Here is a 15,562-nt window from a genome sequence, read left to right as displayed (position 1 = left end):
CACCAGCAGCCAACAAATCCGTCGTCGGCGCCAACGCCGCCGCATTAGCCGCCCCCACCGACCACCCAATACCCGCTACATCCGCTGCCGCCGCCACCAACACCTCCGGCACCACCACCAACGACATTGCGAACTCCCACCGAGTAGCACACGCCCAATCGATCGACATTAGAAGACTTATCACGGCGCAAATACGACAGGGACCTGATTGAAAGTTTGGTCGGAATTTCAGCATCGAGTCAGCGAGTGGTACCTGCTTAATGGTGAAATCGATCGAGATTGGATTTACTCGGCTAACGGTGGTGATCGGGCGATGTGGTTCACCGGGGGCGCGTTAGGTGCGTGCCGTTATCTCGTTGGCTGCTGCCGACCGCCCATTGGTGTCCGAGACGCGCCGGGCAGCGGTACGCCGGTGATACCGGCATGGCGCACGAACACCCCCGCCGAACATTTGGCCGAGCAAGCGCTTGGTTGATAGCCTGACGGGGTGGAACGGGAGGCGAGCCAGGCCAACAGTCGGCGAGACGAATTGTTGGAGCTCGCCGCGACGATGTTCGCCGAGCGGGGATTGCGCGCGACCACCGTCCGTGACATCGCTGATGGCGCCGGCATCCTGTCCGGCAGCCTGTACCACCACTTCTCTTCCAAGGAGGAGATGGTGGACGATCTGCTGCGCGGCTTCCTGGACTGGCTTTTTGACCGGTACAGCCAGATCCTGGACTCGAAAGCAAATCCGTTAGAGCGGCTCACCGGCCTGTTCATGGCGTCGTTCGAAGCCATCGAGCATCGGCACGCCCAAGTCGTCATCTACCAGGACGAAGCCCAGCGACTGTCTAGTCAGCCCCGGTTCGCCTACCTCTTGGACCGGAACAAGCAGCAGCGAAAGATGTGGCTGGACGTGCTCAATGAGGGCATCGAGGAGGGCTACTTCCGTCCCGACCTCGACGTCGACCTTGTCTACCGTTTTATTCGTGACACCACCTGGGTGTCGGTGCGCTGGTATCAACCCGGCGGCCCGCTCACAGCCGAGCAGGTGGGGCGGCAGTACCTCGCGATCGTGCTTGGCGGGATCACTGCCAACCAGAAAGGAATCTGAACCATGCCCGAGGCGTATGTCATCGACGCGGTACGTACCGCGGTCGGCAAGCGCAATGGCGCGCTGGCTGGGATACATCCCATCGACCTCGGTGTGCTGGCCTGGCGCGGGCTACTCGACCGGACCGACGTCGACCCCGCCGCCGTCGACGACGTCATCGCCGGCTGTGTTGACGCCATCGGCGGCCAGGCGGGCAACATTGCCCGGCTGTCATGGCTGGCCGCCGGATATCCAGAAGAGGTTCCCGGCGTCACCGTGGACCGGCAGTGTGGTTCCAGTCAGCAGGCGATTTCCTTTGGTGCGCAGGCGATTATGGCGGGAACTGCCGACTTGATCGTGGCGGGCGGGGTGCAGAACATGAGCCAGATCCCAATTTCGGCGGCCATGACGCTGGGCGAGCAGTTCGGGTTCACCTCGCCTACCAACGAGTCCAAGCAATGGCTGCACCGATACGGCGACCAGGAGATCTCCCAATTCCGTGGCTCGGAGATGATCGCCGAGAAGTGGAACTTGTCCCGCCAAGAGATGGAGCAGTATGCGCTGACCAGTCACGAGCGTGCGTTCGCCGCGATCCGGGCAGGTCGCTTCGACAACGAAATTCTCACTGTGGAAACAGAATCCGGGCCATTTCGGGTAGACGAGGGTCCGCGCGAGTCGTCGCTGGAAAAGATGGCCGGCCTCAAACCTCTGGTCGAGGGCGGCCGGTTGACGGCGGCGCTGGCCAGTCAGATTTCCGACGGCGCCAGCGCGGTTTTGCTGGCTTCCGAGCGGGCGGTCAAAGTCCATGGGCTGACACCGCGCGCCCGCATCCACCACATCAGTGCCCGCGCCGCCGACCCGGTTTTCATGCTCACCGGACCGATTCCGGCCACCCGCTACGCACTGGACAAGGCCGGGCTTTCCATCGACGACATCGCGACCGTCGAGATCAACGAGGCGTTCGCGCCGGTAGTTCTGGCCTGGCTCAAGGAAATTAAGGCCGACCCGCAGATCGTCAACCCCAACGGCGGCGCGATCGCGCTCGGGCATCCGCTGGGTGCCACCGGAGCCAAGCTGTTCGCCACCATGCTCAACGAACTGGAGCGCATCGGCGGCCGCTACGGGTTGCAGACGATGTGCGAGGGCGGCGGCACGGCCAACGTGACGATCATCGAAAGGCTGTAGTTCGTTGCAGGGGAGTGTGAACCACGCGACGCCTCAGCACTCGCCCACCCGAACGCGAAACCCCTTCTGGTAATCCATCGCCTGCACCAACACCTTTCAACGCCACCGCTATCCGTGGCCGGGCTCCATGTCGGTTCAGGAAATCGGGTAGTGCGCCTAGCAGCCGACAGGAAGGCGGTTTATCACCGGCACCGGATGCTGTCATCCGGCGAGAAAGCTTACGAACAGATCCGCATGTGCCGGGTGAAATCAGCGGGGAAAGGCGAACTGGACGCCGGTGCCTGGGATGCCGATACCCACCATGTTGTCGCCGGTGATTCCGTAGCCGATGTTTTGGTCCCCCAGGTTGAAGCCGCCGATGTTTCCGTTCCCCTGGTTGTTGAAGCCGACGTTGCTGTTCCCGTAGTTGCTGAGGCCCATGTCGTTGCTACCGATGTTGAGAAAGCCCGCGTTGCTGTTGCCGGTATTCCACCCGCTAATGAGCCCCAGCAAGCCTCCATTGCCGTCGCCCACGTTGCCGATGCCCGAGTTGCCGACGCCGTTGTTGAAGGCGCCGACGTTGCCGTGGCCGAAGTTGCCCGCGCCGAAGTTTCCGTCGAAGGTTGTCTTGGCGTCATATCTTTGGCCGTTGGGCGCGCAGTAGCCTTTGTCCGGGGTGTTGTTACCCACGCCGATGTTGTTGTCGCCCTTGTTGTAAGCGCCGACGTTGTGCTGGCCGTTGTTGAAAAAGCCGAAGTTTCCGGTGCCGGAGTTGAAGAAGCCGATGTTGTCGAAGCCGAGATTGCCGAAACCGAGGTCCGCCGCCGCTTTCGCCGCTGCCGCGGGCAGGTTCTGCAACGCTTGTGCAGGCGACGCCAACTGCGCAGCCGCTGCCGACACTCCACCGTGGTATCCCACCATCGCCGCGACGTCCTGAGCCCACATCTCCTCGTACTGGCATTCGGCCGTCGCGATAGCCGGCGCGTTGAAGCCAAACAGGTTCGACATCACCAGGCGCACGAATGTGTTGCGGTTGGCCGCCACCGCGAGCGGATGGATGGTGGCCGCCAGTGCCGACTCAAATGCACAGACCACCGCCTGTGCCTGTCCAGCGGCATTCGCCGCTTGGGCCGAGGCTGCGTTCAGCCAGCTCGCATACGGCGCCGCCGCAGCCGCCATCGCCTGCGCCGCCGGACCCTGCCACGCCTGACACGCCAGTCCCGAGGTCACCGACGAAAACGCCTTTGCCGCGCACCCCAGCTCGTCGGCAAGTCCGGTCCATGCGGCCGCGGCCTCGAGCATCGGTCCTGAACCGGCGCCGCTGAACATACGCAAGGAATTGATCTCCGGTGGCAATACCATGAAATTCATGACCGTTGACCTCCACACTCAAAGTGATTCGTCATAGTGGGGCTGGCCCATTGTCATTAAGGCTACGACGACGTCGAGCCCTACTCCGGGTTTTGGCCAAAATCGTCATTCATGACCGGGGGTCAAGGCTAGATTCACAGCCGGCGAGGGCTGCGGAAAGGAAACCTAGCCGTCGTAGTCGACGGCCACGAATGGTGTCGTCGGATGCGACTGGCAGGTCAAGATGTAACCGGCGTCCAGCTCGGCTTGGCCGAGAGCGAAGTTGTGGTCCATCTCCACGTTGCCGTCGATCAGCTTGGCACGGCAGGTTCCGCAAGCGCCGCCCATGCACGCGTACGGCGCATCGTCGCGGACCTGCAGCGCCCCTTCGAGAATCGAATCACCCGGCACCAGGTCGAATGTCGCCGTTTGCCCCGACAGCGTGAAGGTGACGGTCGCAGCGTCATACGAGCGTTCGGCGGCCGGGGAGGTGTCGTAGCCGTAGAACAACTCGAAATGAACGTGCTCGGGGTCCACGCAGTGCTCGATCAACGACTCGCGGACCGCGACGGTCATTTCCATAGGGCCGCAGATGAACCACTCGTCCACGCCGTCCGGTTGCAGGCTGGTGATCAGCCACCTGTTGAGCTTTTCGGTGTCGATGCGGCCGCGCAGCTCGGGAGTGTGCAACGGCTCGCCGGACAGCACATGCAGGACCTCCAGCCGGTCGGCATAGCGGGACTCCAGGCGGTCGAGCTCGGCGCGGAACATCGTCGATTCCCTGGTGCGGTTGCCGTAGATCAGCGTGAACCGGCTTTCGGTCTCGATCTCCAGCGTCGTCGCCAGGATCGACAGCACCGGGGTGATCCCGCTGCCGGCCACCAGACCCACATAATGCTTGCGGTTCAGCGGGTGCAGCGGGGTGCCGAACCGGCCGGTCGGAGTCATCAGCTCGAGAACGTCGCCGGCCTTGAGATCGTTGGCCACGAACGTCGAAAATGCCCCGCCGGGAATGTTTTTCACGGCGATCCGCAACTGAGCCCGAGTGGCCGGAGCGCAGATCGAGTAGTTGCGCCGAATGCCTTGCCCGCCTTCTTGGCCGACCGAATCGGTACGCACCGTCACGTGCTGGCCCGGTTCGAAGCGGAACGCGTCCTGCAGCGCTTCGGGTACCGCGAAAGTCACCAGGGTGCTGTCGGCGGTAATGGGGTCAACCGAGGCGACCGGGATGCGGTGCAGCACCGCGTGCGGCGAGCTGGACCGTGCCGGCATCCGCACCGGTAACAGCTTGGCGAGCCGGCCGTTGAGTTGTTTCCACTCGCGGAATTCGTCCGGATTCAGTTGCTGGCCAAAGACTGTCGAGATTGCGGCATTGCGCTCCAGGTAGGCCTCTTCGTTGCGCTTCCAGGTCCGCAGATACCGGTAGAACGGCACCGACGGGTGCAGGTGGTGCACCAAGTGGTAGTTCTGCGACAACAGCACCGGAGTGAACAACCACTCCGCACCGACGCGATTGCGGGTCGCGCGGTAGCGGTTGGTGCGCTGGGTGTCCTCGAGCCCGTGGTGGGGTAGCCAGTCGAACCACCACGCCAACACGGTGAGGCCGATGCGTTGCGGGACGAGGAAGACGACCAGCAGCGTCCAGAAATTTCCGGTGGCGATGGCGACGGCGAGCCCGATCATGCTCAAGGCGAACATCACCAGCGTCTCTGCGACTTCGGCGACGGGCCGGCTGCGGGCGCGGGGCAGGTAGTACTTGAGGTAGAAGTATTCGACCATCGGCCAGCGCAGCGGCAGCAGCCAAGGTGAGCCGTGCGAGGCGAAAGTGTCGGGGTCCTGCTCGTCGTCGTTGGAGTGCCGGTGGTGCTGGATGTGGATGTATCCGAACGAGGGGAAAGCGACCACCGGCCCGACAAAAAGCCACGCCAGCCGTCCGAACACGCCGTTGACCCAGCGCGTCGAGCTGATCGAATAGTGCGACGCGTCATGCACGACGGTGAACATGACGAAGGTCACCGAGGCATTGATCGGAATCGTCACCCAGAACGGCAACCATCCGTTGGTGTAGCCGACCGTCGACAACACGAACGCGGTCAACGCGCCTAGGAAGATCCCGACGGTTGGTAGCGCGAGCTTGGGTACCGACTCTCCGGGATCGGGCAGGGCATGGTGTGCGGACGAGTCCGGAGCCGCTTGGTCTACGGTGCCGATGGTCGACATAGCTGAAGAAGCGTACTCGACACGCGTCAACTACTCCACCGGCGTCGCCGCGCGGCGGTGGTTCACGGCCGCTGGTGAGCCACCGTTTGCCCTGCTAGCGCTGGGTGAGCGGATGACCTTCGGCCGGTGTCTGGACCTTTCAACAGCGACTCCCTACCCAATAGAGTTGAGGTTCGGGAACAACAGGGGCGTCGTCGCACCGAAGCATCTTCAGCCACTGCGTCCTCGTAGGGGATGGACATGATCGTCAAGGAGTTTGCCGCCGATTCCGGAGCAGCGAATGTCGTAGAGCTTCTCATCTTTCCGGCGATGCTGTTCACTGTCGGTGTTGTCTTACTGGTGGCCGGACTGCGGCGCCGGTCCGCACGTCGGCTACCGGCCGGCGAGCCCAGGTTCACAACCGATTCGGCCGAATCCGGCTCCGGCAGACCAGCTTTGACGGCCGGTCCGACGCCCAAGCCGCGGCGGCCGTCCGCTGGTATCGCCTTCGTCGCTGTGGGCGCCGTGCTCATGGTGTCGGGGGTGCTCTTGTCGTTGGGAAGCTTGGCCGATTCGGGAGAAACGACCGAGTCCGGCCGGCCCAGTTTGAGCACGGGCGGCGTTTCGCCACCCAGCAGCCCTGACCCGTGTTCGTTTGCGACCGCGTCGGAGATCAAGCAGGCGCTCGGGTACGAGGTTGAAAAGGGGCAGCGGACCGCCGTGGGAACCGGCTGTCTTTACGAGGCCGTCACCGACCCCCGGGGTAGCGGCCGCACCCCGGATATTTTCATCTTCTACCGGCGCGCTGACCTGGACCATGCGGCCAAGGTGGACTGCCTGGGCAATCAACGTACCCCGGTGTCGGGTCTCGGGATCGAGGGATTCGATTGTGGTTTAGCACTTTTCGTGCGGCTGGACCAGGAACACGGTTTCGAAGTCGACTTGGGTAACAAGTTGGATGCGAAGTGGCTCGATACTCGCATGGCCGTCGCCCGGCTGGTCGCACCACGGATTTCGGTTGTGCTGCTGCCGCACTGAACGCCACCGGCGCGCCCCTATTTACCTGGTCGGGCCTCGTCGTGGCGCACATCGCCGGGAAAACACCGACGCTTCCCGCTGATGTCGCCACGATTCAAGCTACGTTGAGCACCACGGCTAATGACGCGGCGTTGAGTGTCAAGAAACCGATGGCGAGCGCGAACTGGGGGCTGCAATCGCGGGCAAGGATGTGTGTATAGATGGCGCACACGAAGAACAGCACCAGTCCGACGGCTGCCGCGACTCCGACCATCGGTAGGCCGGCCAGGCCAACCGCCAGGCCGAGTGCACCGGCGGTCTTCAGCGTGCCGATGGGGAAGGTGAGCCACGACTCGGGGACGCCGGCTCTGGCCATGCCGGGAAGTATCGGCTTGAAGTGAAGCAGTGCGGCTATGCCGGAAAAGCCATTTGCCGCAACGGCGCTCAGTGTGAGGGCGACATAGGGTGTCATGGCGGGAGCTCCGTTCTGCTAGTACGCGATGCCGATGGCCTGTCTGACCGCCGCGGGTTGATTCAGTGCGGTCAGCATCAGATGCGCGACGTCGGCGCGGGATATCGCCGAGCCGCGAGGCACGTTGCCGCCTAACGTCGTTCGATAGATACCGGTGAGCGGCCTATTGGTGAGTTTTGGTGGCCGCACGACGGTCCAGGCGATGTGGCTGCGCTCAAGTTCGGCTTCCATCTCGGCAAGGTCGTTGTAGACGTTATGCAGCACCGTGGTGAGGACTGGCAGGATCAGCCGCCGAGTGAGCAGGCTTTCCCCGGGTGGTACCGGTCCGATCGGTGCCGCACTGACCGCGACGAGTCGTTCTGTGCCGGTGGCTTGCATGGCGCGCACGATGCTGGCAGTACCGGGGCCGGCGACCGCGGCGCCTTTTCGGCCGCTCGGGCCCACGGCCGAGAGCACCGCGTCGCTTCCCTGCAGTGCCGGCCGCAGACGATTGGGGTCTTCGAGCCCCGAAACGGTGGTGACCGTCAGCGCCGGGCTGCTGATCGGCAGTCTGGCGGGATCGCGGACCACCGCACTTACGGCGTGACCACGCTGGAGCGCTTGTGCTACAAGATGTTTGCCAACTCCGCCGGTGGCGCCAAAAACGGTGATCTTCATCCGGCCTCCTAGGACTATGGTTCGTGATGCACGCGGGACGGCAACGATCTACATGTGGCCACGGCACCGAGACTATCGCCACAAAAGAAGATTATCACTTACAGTGACGATCAAACAAGGTGCATATAGTTTGGCGGTTTGGCGAATGTCGTTGTCTTTGTGGCCAACGGTCGGGCGGGTTCAACTGGTGACCGCGCTGGGCTTGGCCGCGTGTCACCGTCGCGGCCGCCCGTGACGGGGGTCTACGGCGGCATTCGGCGATTGGAGAACATCGTCCGGCGCTCGGACCTGTTCGGCGTAGCCGCTACGAGAGCCCAAGCTGTGACAGCAGCTGGCCCTGATCGCTTGCAAAAGCAAGGATGTCGCGGATCAATCCGCCGACTAGGCAGATGGTGCTTACGACGATTGCGGTGAACGCCATCCCTCGACCGCTCTGCGAGTTGCGCCTGAGCAGGGTGAGGGCGACGGAGCCCGCGACGATACCGGTCGCTGACAGTACAAACGCTGGCACGATCGCCCAAGTGAACATATAGATCAGCAACCCTAGAAGGGTAAAGGGCAGAGCACCCGCCAATGAGACGATTATCGCCGCGACAGCGAGGCCGTTGGTCGATTGACGTGGGCGCGGTGCTTGGGGCGCCACGGCGGCGGCATTGGGCTGGTAATAGGGGTTGTGGACCATTTCTGCGTCTCTTTCGTTGTGGGGGTGACACACGCTTCGGTGACGCAAGTTTCGAGCCCGGCCCTCGGCGGTTCCTCAACGGATTCTTGACACCAACGCATGGCGACGGCGATTGGTCGCAGCCGCGATGCGGATACACGGCTGCCCGTTTAGCGCACACTTGCCCCGTTGACCGCGCTCGGAGAGGCGCGTATGGACGCTCGGGATGACGGTGCCACCGGGGTTGTTGGTGATCGGCGATCGTGTCGGCCAGCCCGGCGAGACCGGCACCAGAACAGCGAAATTGGCCTAATCCGCCGCCAACGCCGACGCTGTCCGCAGATGTGCGACGGCGTCACGCACGATCGTCTCGATCAATTCGGCGCACGACGGCAAATCGTCGAGAATCCCCGCCACCTGGCCGGAAGCCAGCACTCCCGCTTCGGTGTTGCCGTCGACCAGGCCGGCCTTGAGCAGCATCGGGGTGTTGGCCGCCATCACCACCTGGGACCAGGTCAGTTCCTTGCCGTGGCGCATGGCTAAGCCGTCGCGCATCATCGACCGCCAGCTCATCTGCGACAGCTTCTTGAATCTGGCGGCGTTGCGCACCGCTGCAGTGAAACCCCTTACCCGCGACCCGCTTTCCAGCTTCTCGACCAGACCGGTGCGCAGCACCCGGTGCGGCATGCCGTCGACGCGGGTGGTGACGACGGTGCCGTCCAGTGCAGCCTGAAGATAACGCTGTTTCACCGCGTCTGGGACGGTGGAATCCGACGTCAGCAGAAACCTGGTCCCCATTGCCACGCCGGCCGCGCCGTAGGCCAGTGCCGCGGCGAGGCCGCGTCCGTCGAAGAATCCCCCCGCGGCGATCACCGGGATACCGGCATCCTTGACGGCGTCGAGCACCGACGGCAGCAGCAGCGTGGTCGCCACCGGCCCGGTGTGACCGCCACCTTCGCCGCCCTGCACGATCATCGCGTCGGCGCCCCACGCCGCAACTTTGCGGGCATGTTTGGCCGCGCCGATCGACGGAATAACCACCGCGCCAGCTTCTTTCAGCCGGGCGATCAACTCGGGCTTGGGTGCCAGGGCGAAGGAGGCAACCTTGACGCCCTCGCGGATCATCAACTCGACGCGGTCCGGCGCGTCTGCCGCGTCGGCGCGGATGTTGACACCGAACGGCTTGTCGGTGGCTGCCTTAACCTTGCCGATGGCCGTCGCCAACTCGTCCAGGGTCATGGTGGCCGACGCCAAGATGCCCAGCCCCCCGGCGTTGGCCGTGGCGGACACCAGCCGGGCACCTGCCACCCAGCCCATGCCGGTCTGCACCACCGGATGTTCGACGCCCACCAGATCGGTCAGCGGGGTACGCAACCTCACGATCTGATCTCTTTGTCGCGCAGCGACTTCGGGTCTATGACCTCGCGAATCAGGCGCAGTTCGTCATCGGTGGGCAGCCGGGTTTCGCCGGCTTCGTCGAGTCCGTGCACCTCGAAGGAAGTGGCGTCGCGCACGTCGTCGGGTGCTACCCCGGGGTGCAGAGAAGCCGCGCGCATCGTGTGGTCGGGGCCGCCGAAGTCGAACACGCCGAGGTTGGACACCACACGGTAGACGTTGGCGAACCGATATGCGGGGTTTGTTGGGTCGATCTTGTCGTAGCCGATACCGCACACCACATCGACCGCATTGACGAAAACCCGCTTGGAATGGTTGCCGATCCAGTAGCTGGTGGCATGGTTGACGGAGTTGCCCGGAGCACCCCGCACACCGAACATCTGCCGTGTCGGGTGCTGCAGCGGCCCGAACGCCGAAAGATTCTGATTGCCAAAGCGGTCGACCTGATTGGCGCCCATCACGACATGGCGCCGCCCCCAGGCGAGCGTCTCGAAAACGCGACCGAACGGCATCCAGCCTTCGATTTTGACTGGGGCCCCCGCCGCCCCCAGCGCCGGTGTGTCCGCCAACAGCCGGGCTTCACCGTCGGTCAGCAGAATGTCTGGGGAGAAACTCAGGCGCGCCAGCCGGGCTCCGACCGACGCCATGGTCGTCATCGGGCTGATCATGATTTCGCCGGCGTCCCGGAACAATTCGGCGCATGCGACGGCGCAGATCTCGGCTCGGGTGCTCATGACGAGGCCTCCTGGAACGCGCGCACGGCGGCCTGATAGTCGGCTTCGGTGCCGGACAGATATTGTTCAACGAAATCCCGCCAGCCGTCTTCGGTTGATGCCGCTTGGACATAGTGCCGCTGGAATTTCTCGTCGCGGGCGTAATCCGGTGCGGCGGTGGTGAAGTGGGCGCCACCGGGTGCCTCCACGACCGCGTCGACCATCATCCGGTTCACGAGCAGTGCCTGTGGCGGTACCGTTTTGACCAGCTCGTCGGTGGACACGATGCGCTCCACCGACAGGAACCGCTTTTCGGCGGCCATCAAGAACAGGTCGTCGAAGTAGGGGTCGATGCCGGTGTAGCCGGCATTGCCTTGGCAGTCACCGAGATTGAGGTGGGCAAACGCGGCATCCAGACGCAGGGCCGGCATGGCGATCAGCGTCTCGTATCCGCCGTCCGGCGCCGGGTAGGGGCTGGTCACCGTGGTCAGCTCGCTTTCCCAGAAGTCCAAAACCGAGCTGCCCAGACCGGCCCGGACGGGCAGGAACGGCAGGCGCTGTGCGGCAGCTTGCAGCCCGCAGCGCAACATGCCCTCATCCATTTCCCGCGCCTCGATGGCTCCGCTGGTCCGGGCCTTGGCAAACCAGGGGTCGTAGAACGGCGGCGAATCCAGGGACACGAATCCGTAGTAGACCCGCTTGACCTTGCCGGCCGAGCACAGCAGCCCGAGGTCGGGCCCGCCGTAGGTGACCACCGTGAGGTCGGTGACATCGCTGCGCAGGATGGCGCGCACGAAAGCCATGGGTTTGCGCCGCGATCCCCAGCCGGCGATGCCGATGGTCATGCCGCTGCGCAACTGTGCGACGGCTTCGTCGAGGGTGGTTCGCTTGTCGCTCATGACTTCTTGACGAACGCGTCACGGTGCTCGTCGGACACCCCCGCCAGGTTGAGCTCGAAGGTAAAGCCTTGCTCCATGCGATAACTCGAGTTGACCCGTTGCAAGTCAATGAAATTGAGCGCTTCCTTGGCGGCGCGAATGACTCGGGTGTCCTTGGCGGCGATGTCACGGGCCACCCGCAGGGCCGCCTCGTCGAGTTCGGCACGCGGCACTACCTCGTGCACCGAACCGAAATGATGCAACGTCGCGGCGTCCACGGTGGCTGCGGTGAAGAACAGCCGGCGCATCATGTGTTGCGGCACCAGCCGCGACAGGTGGGTGGCCGCGCCGAGGGCGCCGCGTTCCACCTCCGGCAACCCGAAGGTCGCGTCGTCAGAGGCGACGATGACATCGGAGTTGCCGACCAGGCCGATGCCGCCGCCCACGCAGAATCCGTTCACAGCGGCGATCACCGGCACCGCGCACTCGTAGACTGCGCGGAAGGCGGCGAAGCAGCCGCGGTTGGCGTCGATCAGCGCCGTAAACCCTTCCGTGCGCTGCATTTCCTTGATGTCCACACCGGCGTTGAAGCCGCGGCCCTCGGCCCGCAGGATCACCGCGCGGGTGTCGCGATTCGCTCCGGCTGCCGTGATTGCCTCGGCGAGTTCGAACCAGCCGCGTGACGGTATGGCGTTGACGGGCGGGTAGTCGACGGTGACCGCAACGACGCCCGGCTCAACGGTGGTGGCTGTGATTGGCAATTGGCACTTCCTGTCGCGGACCCCGGTACCTGAGCAAGCACTTGCTTGGTACGCTAGCACAGTGACCCGTACCGAAGGAGGCCCGCTGGCGAGAGAAGCCATCAACCTGGGGTTGGCTGGGCGGGTGGTGTTGGTGACCGGCGGCGTTCGCGGGGTAGGCGCCGGCGTCAGCATCGTGTTCGCCGAACAGGGTGCGACAGTGATCACCTGCGCACGGCGGCCTGCCGAGACGTCGCCGCACGAGTTCCATGCCTGCGATGTCCGCGACGAGGAGTCGGTCCGTCGCCTGGTGGGCGCCATCGCCGATCGGCACGGCCGGCTTGACGTGTTGGTCAACAATGCGGGCGGATCACCGTATGCATTGGTGGCCGAGGCGACCCACAATTTTCACCGCAAGATTGTCGAGCTCAATGTGCTTGCACCGCTGCTGGTTTCACAGCATGCGAACGCGATGATGCAAAAACAGGATCGCGGCGGGTCAATCGTCAACATCTGCAGCGTCAGTGGGCGTCGTCCCACCCCGGGAACGGCGGCATACGGTGCGGCTAAGGCTGGGCTCGAAAACGTCACTGCCACTTTGGCGGTGGAATGGGCGCCCAAGGTCCGGGTCAACGCGGTGGTGGTCGGCATGGTGGAGACCGAACAATCCGAATTGTTCTACGGCGACGCTGAGTCGGTGGCCCGCGTCGCGGCGACCGTTCCGCTGGGCCGGCTGGCACAGCCTACCGATATCGGTTGGGCCACAGCGTTTTTAGCCTCCGATATAGCTTCCTATATCAGCGGGGCCACACTGGAGGTGCATGGCGGCGGCGAGCCGCCGCCATATCTGGCCGCTTCGAGCGCCAACAAGTAACTAGTCAAGGAGCACAGGGTATGGGCTTGCTGGATGGCCGTGTCGTCGTCGTCACCGGAGCGGGCGGTGGTATCGGTCGTGCGCACGCGCTGGCTTTTGCGGCCGAAGGTGCGCGCGTCGTGGTCAACGACGTCGGAGTGGGGCTGGACGGATCGCCCGCCGGTGGCGGCAGCGCTGCCCAGGGTGTGGTCGACGAAATCACCGCGGCCGGTGGACAAGCCGTCGCTAATGGATCCGACGTCTCCGACTGGAACCAAGCGGCCCACTTGATCGCGACCGCCGTAGACATGTTCGGCGGCCTGGACGTGCTGGTCAACAACGCCGGCATAGTGCGCGACCGGATGATCGCCAATACCAGCGAAGACGAGTTCGACGCCGTCGTCGCCGTGCACCTCAAGGGCCATTTCGCCATGATGCGCCACGCCGGGGCGTATTGGCGGGGTCTGGCCAAGGAGGGGAAAAGCGTTGCGGCGCGGATCATCAACACCAGCTCCGGTGCGGGGTTGCAGGGCAGCGTCGGGCAGGGCAACTACAGCGCCGCCAAAGCCGGCATCGCGGCCCTGACGCTGGTCGCCGCCGCAGAATTGGGCCGCTATGGCGTCACCGCCAACGCGATCGCGCCGTCGGCCCGCACGCGCATGACCGAGACCGTCTTTGCCCAGATGATGGCCAAGCCCGAGCACGGATTCGACGCGATGGCTCCGGAGAACATTTCCCCGCTGGTCGTGTGGCTGGGCAGCAGTGAATCCCGAGACGTCACCGGACGGGTGTTCGAGGTCGAGGGCGGCATCATCCGGGTGGCCGAGGGCTGGGCGCACGGCCCGCAGGTCGACAAGGGCGAGCGGTGGGATCCCGCCGAATTGGGGCCCGTCATCGCCGATCTGCTGGCGAAGGCACGGCCGCCGGTTCCGGTTTACGGGGCCTGACGAGCGCCCGGAGTTCTTACCGTCCGTTGCCGGTGCATGTTTCTGGCTCGCGCTATTTTGCTTCGCATGGATGAACCCGTGGCACGATCGCTCGACGAGTTGGCTACCCCCAGCGGCATCTCGGCGGTCTTTTGCGCCGGCGCCTCCCCGCTGGGCCACCGGTGGGAAATCCGTGGGACCGACAACGTTGTGCTGGCTCGTACCGCCCGAGTGCACAGCGGCGGTAAAGCGGCACAGAGGTTCTGGAAGCTCGTGACTTTGACGGGCATGGACGTTGGCAATGACATCCACGTCGAGGTGCGCGGCGCCGGCGGCACGCTTTTGGCTCGGATCAGCTCGATCAACGAGAAGCTGGCTTCGGTGACCGTCAGTGATCCCGACCAACGGCAAATCGCCAAGACCGTCCGCAAGAAGGATGAGGTGAGCGTGTTCGGGTCGGACGACAGTGTTCTCGCTCAGCTGGTCTGCGACGGCGATGGGCCGTGGCCGGTGCTCGATGATGCAGCTGTTGTGCTGGGCCAGTTGGTGGGCGGCGAGCCGGGACCGTCGCTCAGACCGGACCTTCTCGAGTCGTTGTTGTTCCCGCGGGAAGCGATCAATTCAGCGGCCTACAAGCAGAGTCAGCATCTGGGGTTACGTCGGGTGACACGCTATACGCTCCTGCCGGTGACCGGGACAACGCTCGCTTCGCCGCTGGCGTTGCTCCCATTGATGGCCGGACTCACCTACTGAATTGTTCGCGGCTTGCCGTAGCTACGAGACGCCGGAGAATCCTGGCGAAGTCCAGGACATGCTGCTTTCGGCCGCGATACGGTGCGTCTTTACCGATCATGTCGCCGGTGCTCGGGCACCAGCTGTGATGTCATGACCCATCGGGAGGTGTCAGATGTCAACCTTGATCGCAGTGCCCGAGATCTTGAATTCGGCGGCAACGGATCTGGCGAGTATCGCTTCGACGCTCAATGCCGCGGATGTGTCCGCGGCGGCTCGTACCACGGGGATCTTGGCGGCGGCCGAGGATGAGGTCTCGGCGGCCATCGCGGCCCTGTTTTCCAGCCACGCCCAGACTTACCAGGTGGTGAGCGCGCAGGCGGCGGCGTTTCACCAGCAGTTCCTGCAAGCGTTGACGGCGGGCGCGGCGGCCTATGCCGGTGCCGAAGCGGCCAACGCTTCGCCCCTGGCGCAACTGTTTGCCGCCGTCAACGGGCCGGTCCAGGCGCTGACGGGGCGCCCGCTGATCGGCAACGGCGCCAACGGCGCTCCGGGCACCGGGGCCAACGGGGCGCCGGGCGGCTGGTTGCTCGGTGACGGCGGCTCGGGTGGCTCCGGTTCGCCCGCAACGGCTTCCACGCCCGGGGGCTCGGGCGGTGCGGGCGGCGCTGCCGGATTACTGGGATCGGGCGGGGCCGGTGGGGCCGGCGGCAGCTCATCGTTTGCCGGT

At 64.5% G+C, this 15,562-nt stretch carries 16 protein-coding genes and 1 pseudogene; 7 read left to right on the top strand and 10 right to left on the bottom strand.

Annotation, left to right across the window (positions count from 1 at the left end; all coding sequences use genetic code 11):
* On the bottom strand, positions 1 to 127 hold a 127-nt coding region (locus EET13_RS25820), incomplete at its 3' end, for a PE domain-containing protein (protein ID WP_122442004.1).
* Positions 128 to 487: 360 nt separating this feature from the next.
* On the opposite strand from EET13_RS25820, the gene kstR2 reads away from it, so the two are divergent.
* Positions 488 to 1,096 carry a TetR family transcriptional regulator KstR2 gene (kstR2, locus tag EET13_RS25815; protein WP_122444922.1) on the top strand — a complete coding sequence of 203 codons (609 nt, stop codon included), beginning with the start codon at positions 488 to 490 and terminating at the stop codon, positions 1,094 to 1,096.
* A 3-nt stretch (positions 1,097 to 1,099) separates the two neighbouring features.
* Positions 1,100 to 2,260: a steroid 3-ketoacyl-CoA thiolase FadA6 gene (gene fadA6, locus EET13_RS25810; protein ID WP_122444921.1), complete on the top strand. Its 1,161-nt coding sequence runs from the start codon at positions 1,100 to 1,102 to the stop codon at positions 2,258 to 2,260.
* A 279-nt stretch (positions 2,261 to 2,539) separates the two neighbouring features.
* Here the strand turns inward: fadA6 and EET13_RS25805 are convergent.
* Positions 2,540 to 3,610: pseudogene (locus EET13_RS25805) on the bottom strand (PPE family protein); the annotation flags it as partial.
* A 165-nt stretch (positions 3,611 to 3,775) separates the two neighbouring features.
* Positions 3,776 to 5,809 (bottom strand): fatty acid desaturase, encoded by a 2,034-nt coding sequence (locus tag EET13_RS25800; protein WP_122444919.1) that lies wholly within the window; start codon positions 5,807 to 5,809, stop codon positions 3,776 to 3,778.
* Positions 5,810 to 6,049: 240 nt separating this feature from the next.
* On the opposite strand from EET13_RS25800, the gene EET13_RS25795 reads away from it, so the two are divergent.
* Positions 6,050 to 6,826: a hypothetical protein gene (locus EET13_RS25795; RefSeq protein WP_136623256.1), complete on the top strand. Its 777-nt coding sequence runs from the start codon at positions 6,050 to 6,052 to the stop codon at positions 6,824 to 6,826.
* Between the two features lie 94 nt (positions 6,827 to 6,920).
* Here EET13_RS25795 and EET13_RS25790 read toward each other — a convergent pair whose 3' ends face one another.
* From EET13_RS25790 to echA20, 7 genes are all read right to left on the bottom strand, one after another.
* Positions 6,921 to 7,277, bottom strand: a complete 357-nt coding sequence (locus EET13_RS25790; protein WP_122444917.1) for a DoxX family protein — start codon at positions 7,275 to 7,277, stop codon at positions 6,921 to 6,923.
* 18 nt (positions 7,278 to 7,295) lie between these two features.
* Complete coding sequence (locus EET13_RS25785; RefSeq protein WP_122444916.1) at positions 7,296 to 7,934, bottom strand: NAD(P)-dependent oxidoreductase; 639 nt, start codon at positions 7,932 to 7,934, stop codon at positions 7,296 to 7,298.
* A gap of 304 nt (positions 7,935 to 8,238) precedes the next feature.
* Positions 8,239 to 8,616 (bottom strand): DUF4190 domain-containing protein, encoded by a 378-nt coding sequence (locus EET13_RS25780; RefSeq protein WP_122498433.1) that lies wholly within the window; start codon positions 8,614 to 8,616, stop codon positions 8,239 to 8,241.
* Between the two features lie 288 nt (positions 8,617 to 8,904).
* Positions 8,905 to 9,975: a (3aS,4S,5R,7aS)-5-hydroxy-7a-methyl-1-oxo-octahydro-1H-indene-4-carboxyl-CoA dehydrogenase gene (ipdC, locus tag EET13_RS25775; protein WP_122444914.1), complete on the bottom strand. Its 1,071-nt coding sequence runs from the start codon at positions 9,973 to 9,975 to the stop codon at positions 8,905 to 8,907.
* Positions 9,972 to 10,724, bottom strand: coding sequence for a cholesterol ring-cleaving hydrolase subunit IpdB (gene ipdB / locus EET13_RS25770; protein ID WP_122444913.1), 753 nt, complete (start codon positions 10,722 to 10,724; stop codon positions 9,972 to 9,974). Before ipdB ends, ipdC begins: the two co-directional genes overlap by 4 nt.
* Positions 10,721 to 11,602: a cholesterol ring-cleaving hydrolase subunit IpdA gene (ipdA, locus tag EET13_RS25765; protein WP_122444912.1), complete on the bottom strand. Its 882-nt coding sequence runs from the start codon at positions 11,600 to 11,602 to the stop codon at positions 10,721 to 10,723. Before ipdA ends, ipdB begins: the two co-directional genes overlap by 4 nt.
* Positions 11,599 to 12,342, bottom strand: coding sequence for a (7aS)-7a-methyl-1,5-dioxo-2,3,5,6,7,7a-hexahydro-1H-indene-carboxyl-CoA hydrolase (echA20, locus tag EET13_RS25760; RefSeq protein ID WP_122444911.1), 744 nt, complete (start codon positions 12,340 to 12,342; stop codon positions 11,599 to 11,601). The genes ipdA and echA20 overlap by 4 nt, the downstream gene beginning before the upstream one ends.
* An 85-nt stretch (positions 12,343 to 12,427) precedes the next feature.
* Here echA20 and EET13_RS25755 point away from each other — a divergent pair, with 85 nt between their 5' ends.
* The 4 genes from EET13_RS25755 to EET13_RS25740 all read left to right on the top strand — a co-directional run.
* Positions 12,428 to 13,195, top strand: a complete 768-nt coding sequence (locus tag EET13_RS25755; RefSeq protein WP_122444923.1) for an SDR family oxidoreductase — start codon at positions 12,428 to 12,430, stop codon at positions 13,193 to 13,195.
* 20 nt (positions 13,196 to 13,215) lie between these two features.
* The gene (locus EET13_RS25750) at positions 13,216 to 14,121 is read left to right on the top strand and encodes an SDR family oxidoreductase (RefSeq protein ID WP_122444910.1); all 906 of its coding nucleotides are present in this window, start codon (positions 13,216 to 13,218) and stop codon (positions 14,119 to 14,121) included.
* A gap of 66 nt (positions 14,122 to 14,187) precedes the next feature.
* Positions 14,188 to 14,853: a hypothetical protein gene (locus tag EET13_RS25745; protein WP_122444909.1), complete on the top strand. Its 666-nt coding sequence runs from the start codon at positions 14,188 to 14,190 to the stop codon at positions 14,851 to 14,853.
* A gap of 154 nt (positions 14,854 to 15,007) precedes the next feature.
* Positions 15,008 to 15,562 (top strand): PE family protein (locus EET13_RS25740; RefSeq protein WP_136623255.1); only part of this gene is annotated, 555 nt, incomplete at its 3' end.

The sequence above is a fragment of the Mycobacterium attenuatum genome, from assembly GCF_900566085.1.
Classification (GTDB): Bacteria; Actinomycetota; Actinomycetes; order Mycobacteriales; family Mycobacteriaceae; genus Mycobacterium; species Mycobacterium attenuatum.
The sequence above is the reverse complement of the archived record's forward strand: the minus strand, read 5'-3'. Positions and strand labels throughout refer to the sequence as shown.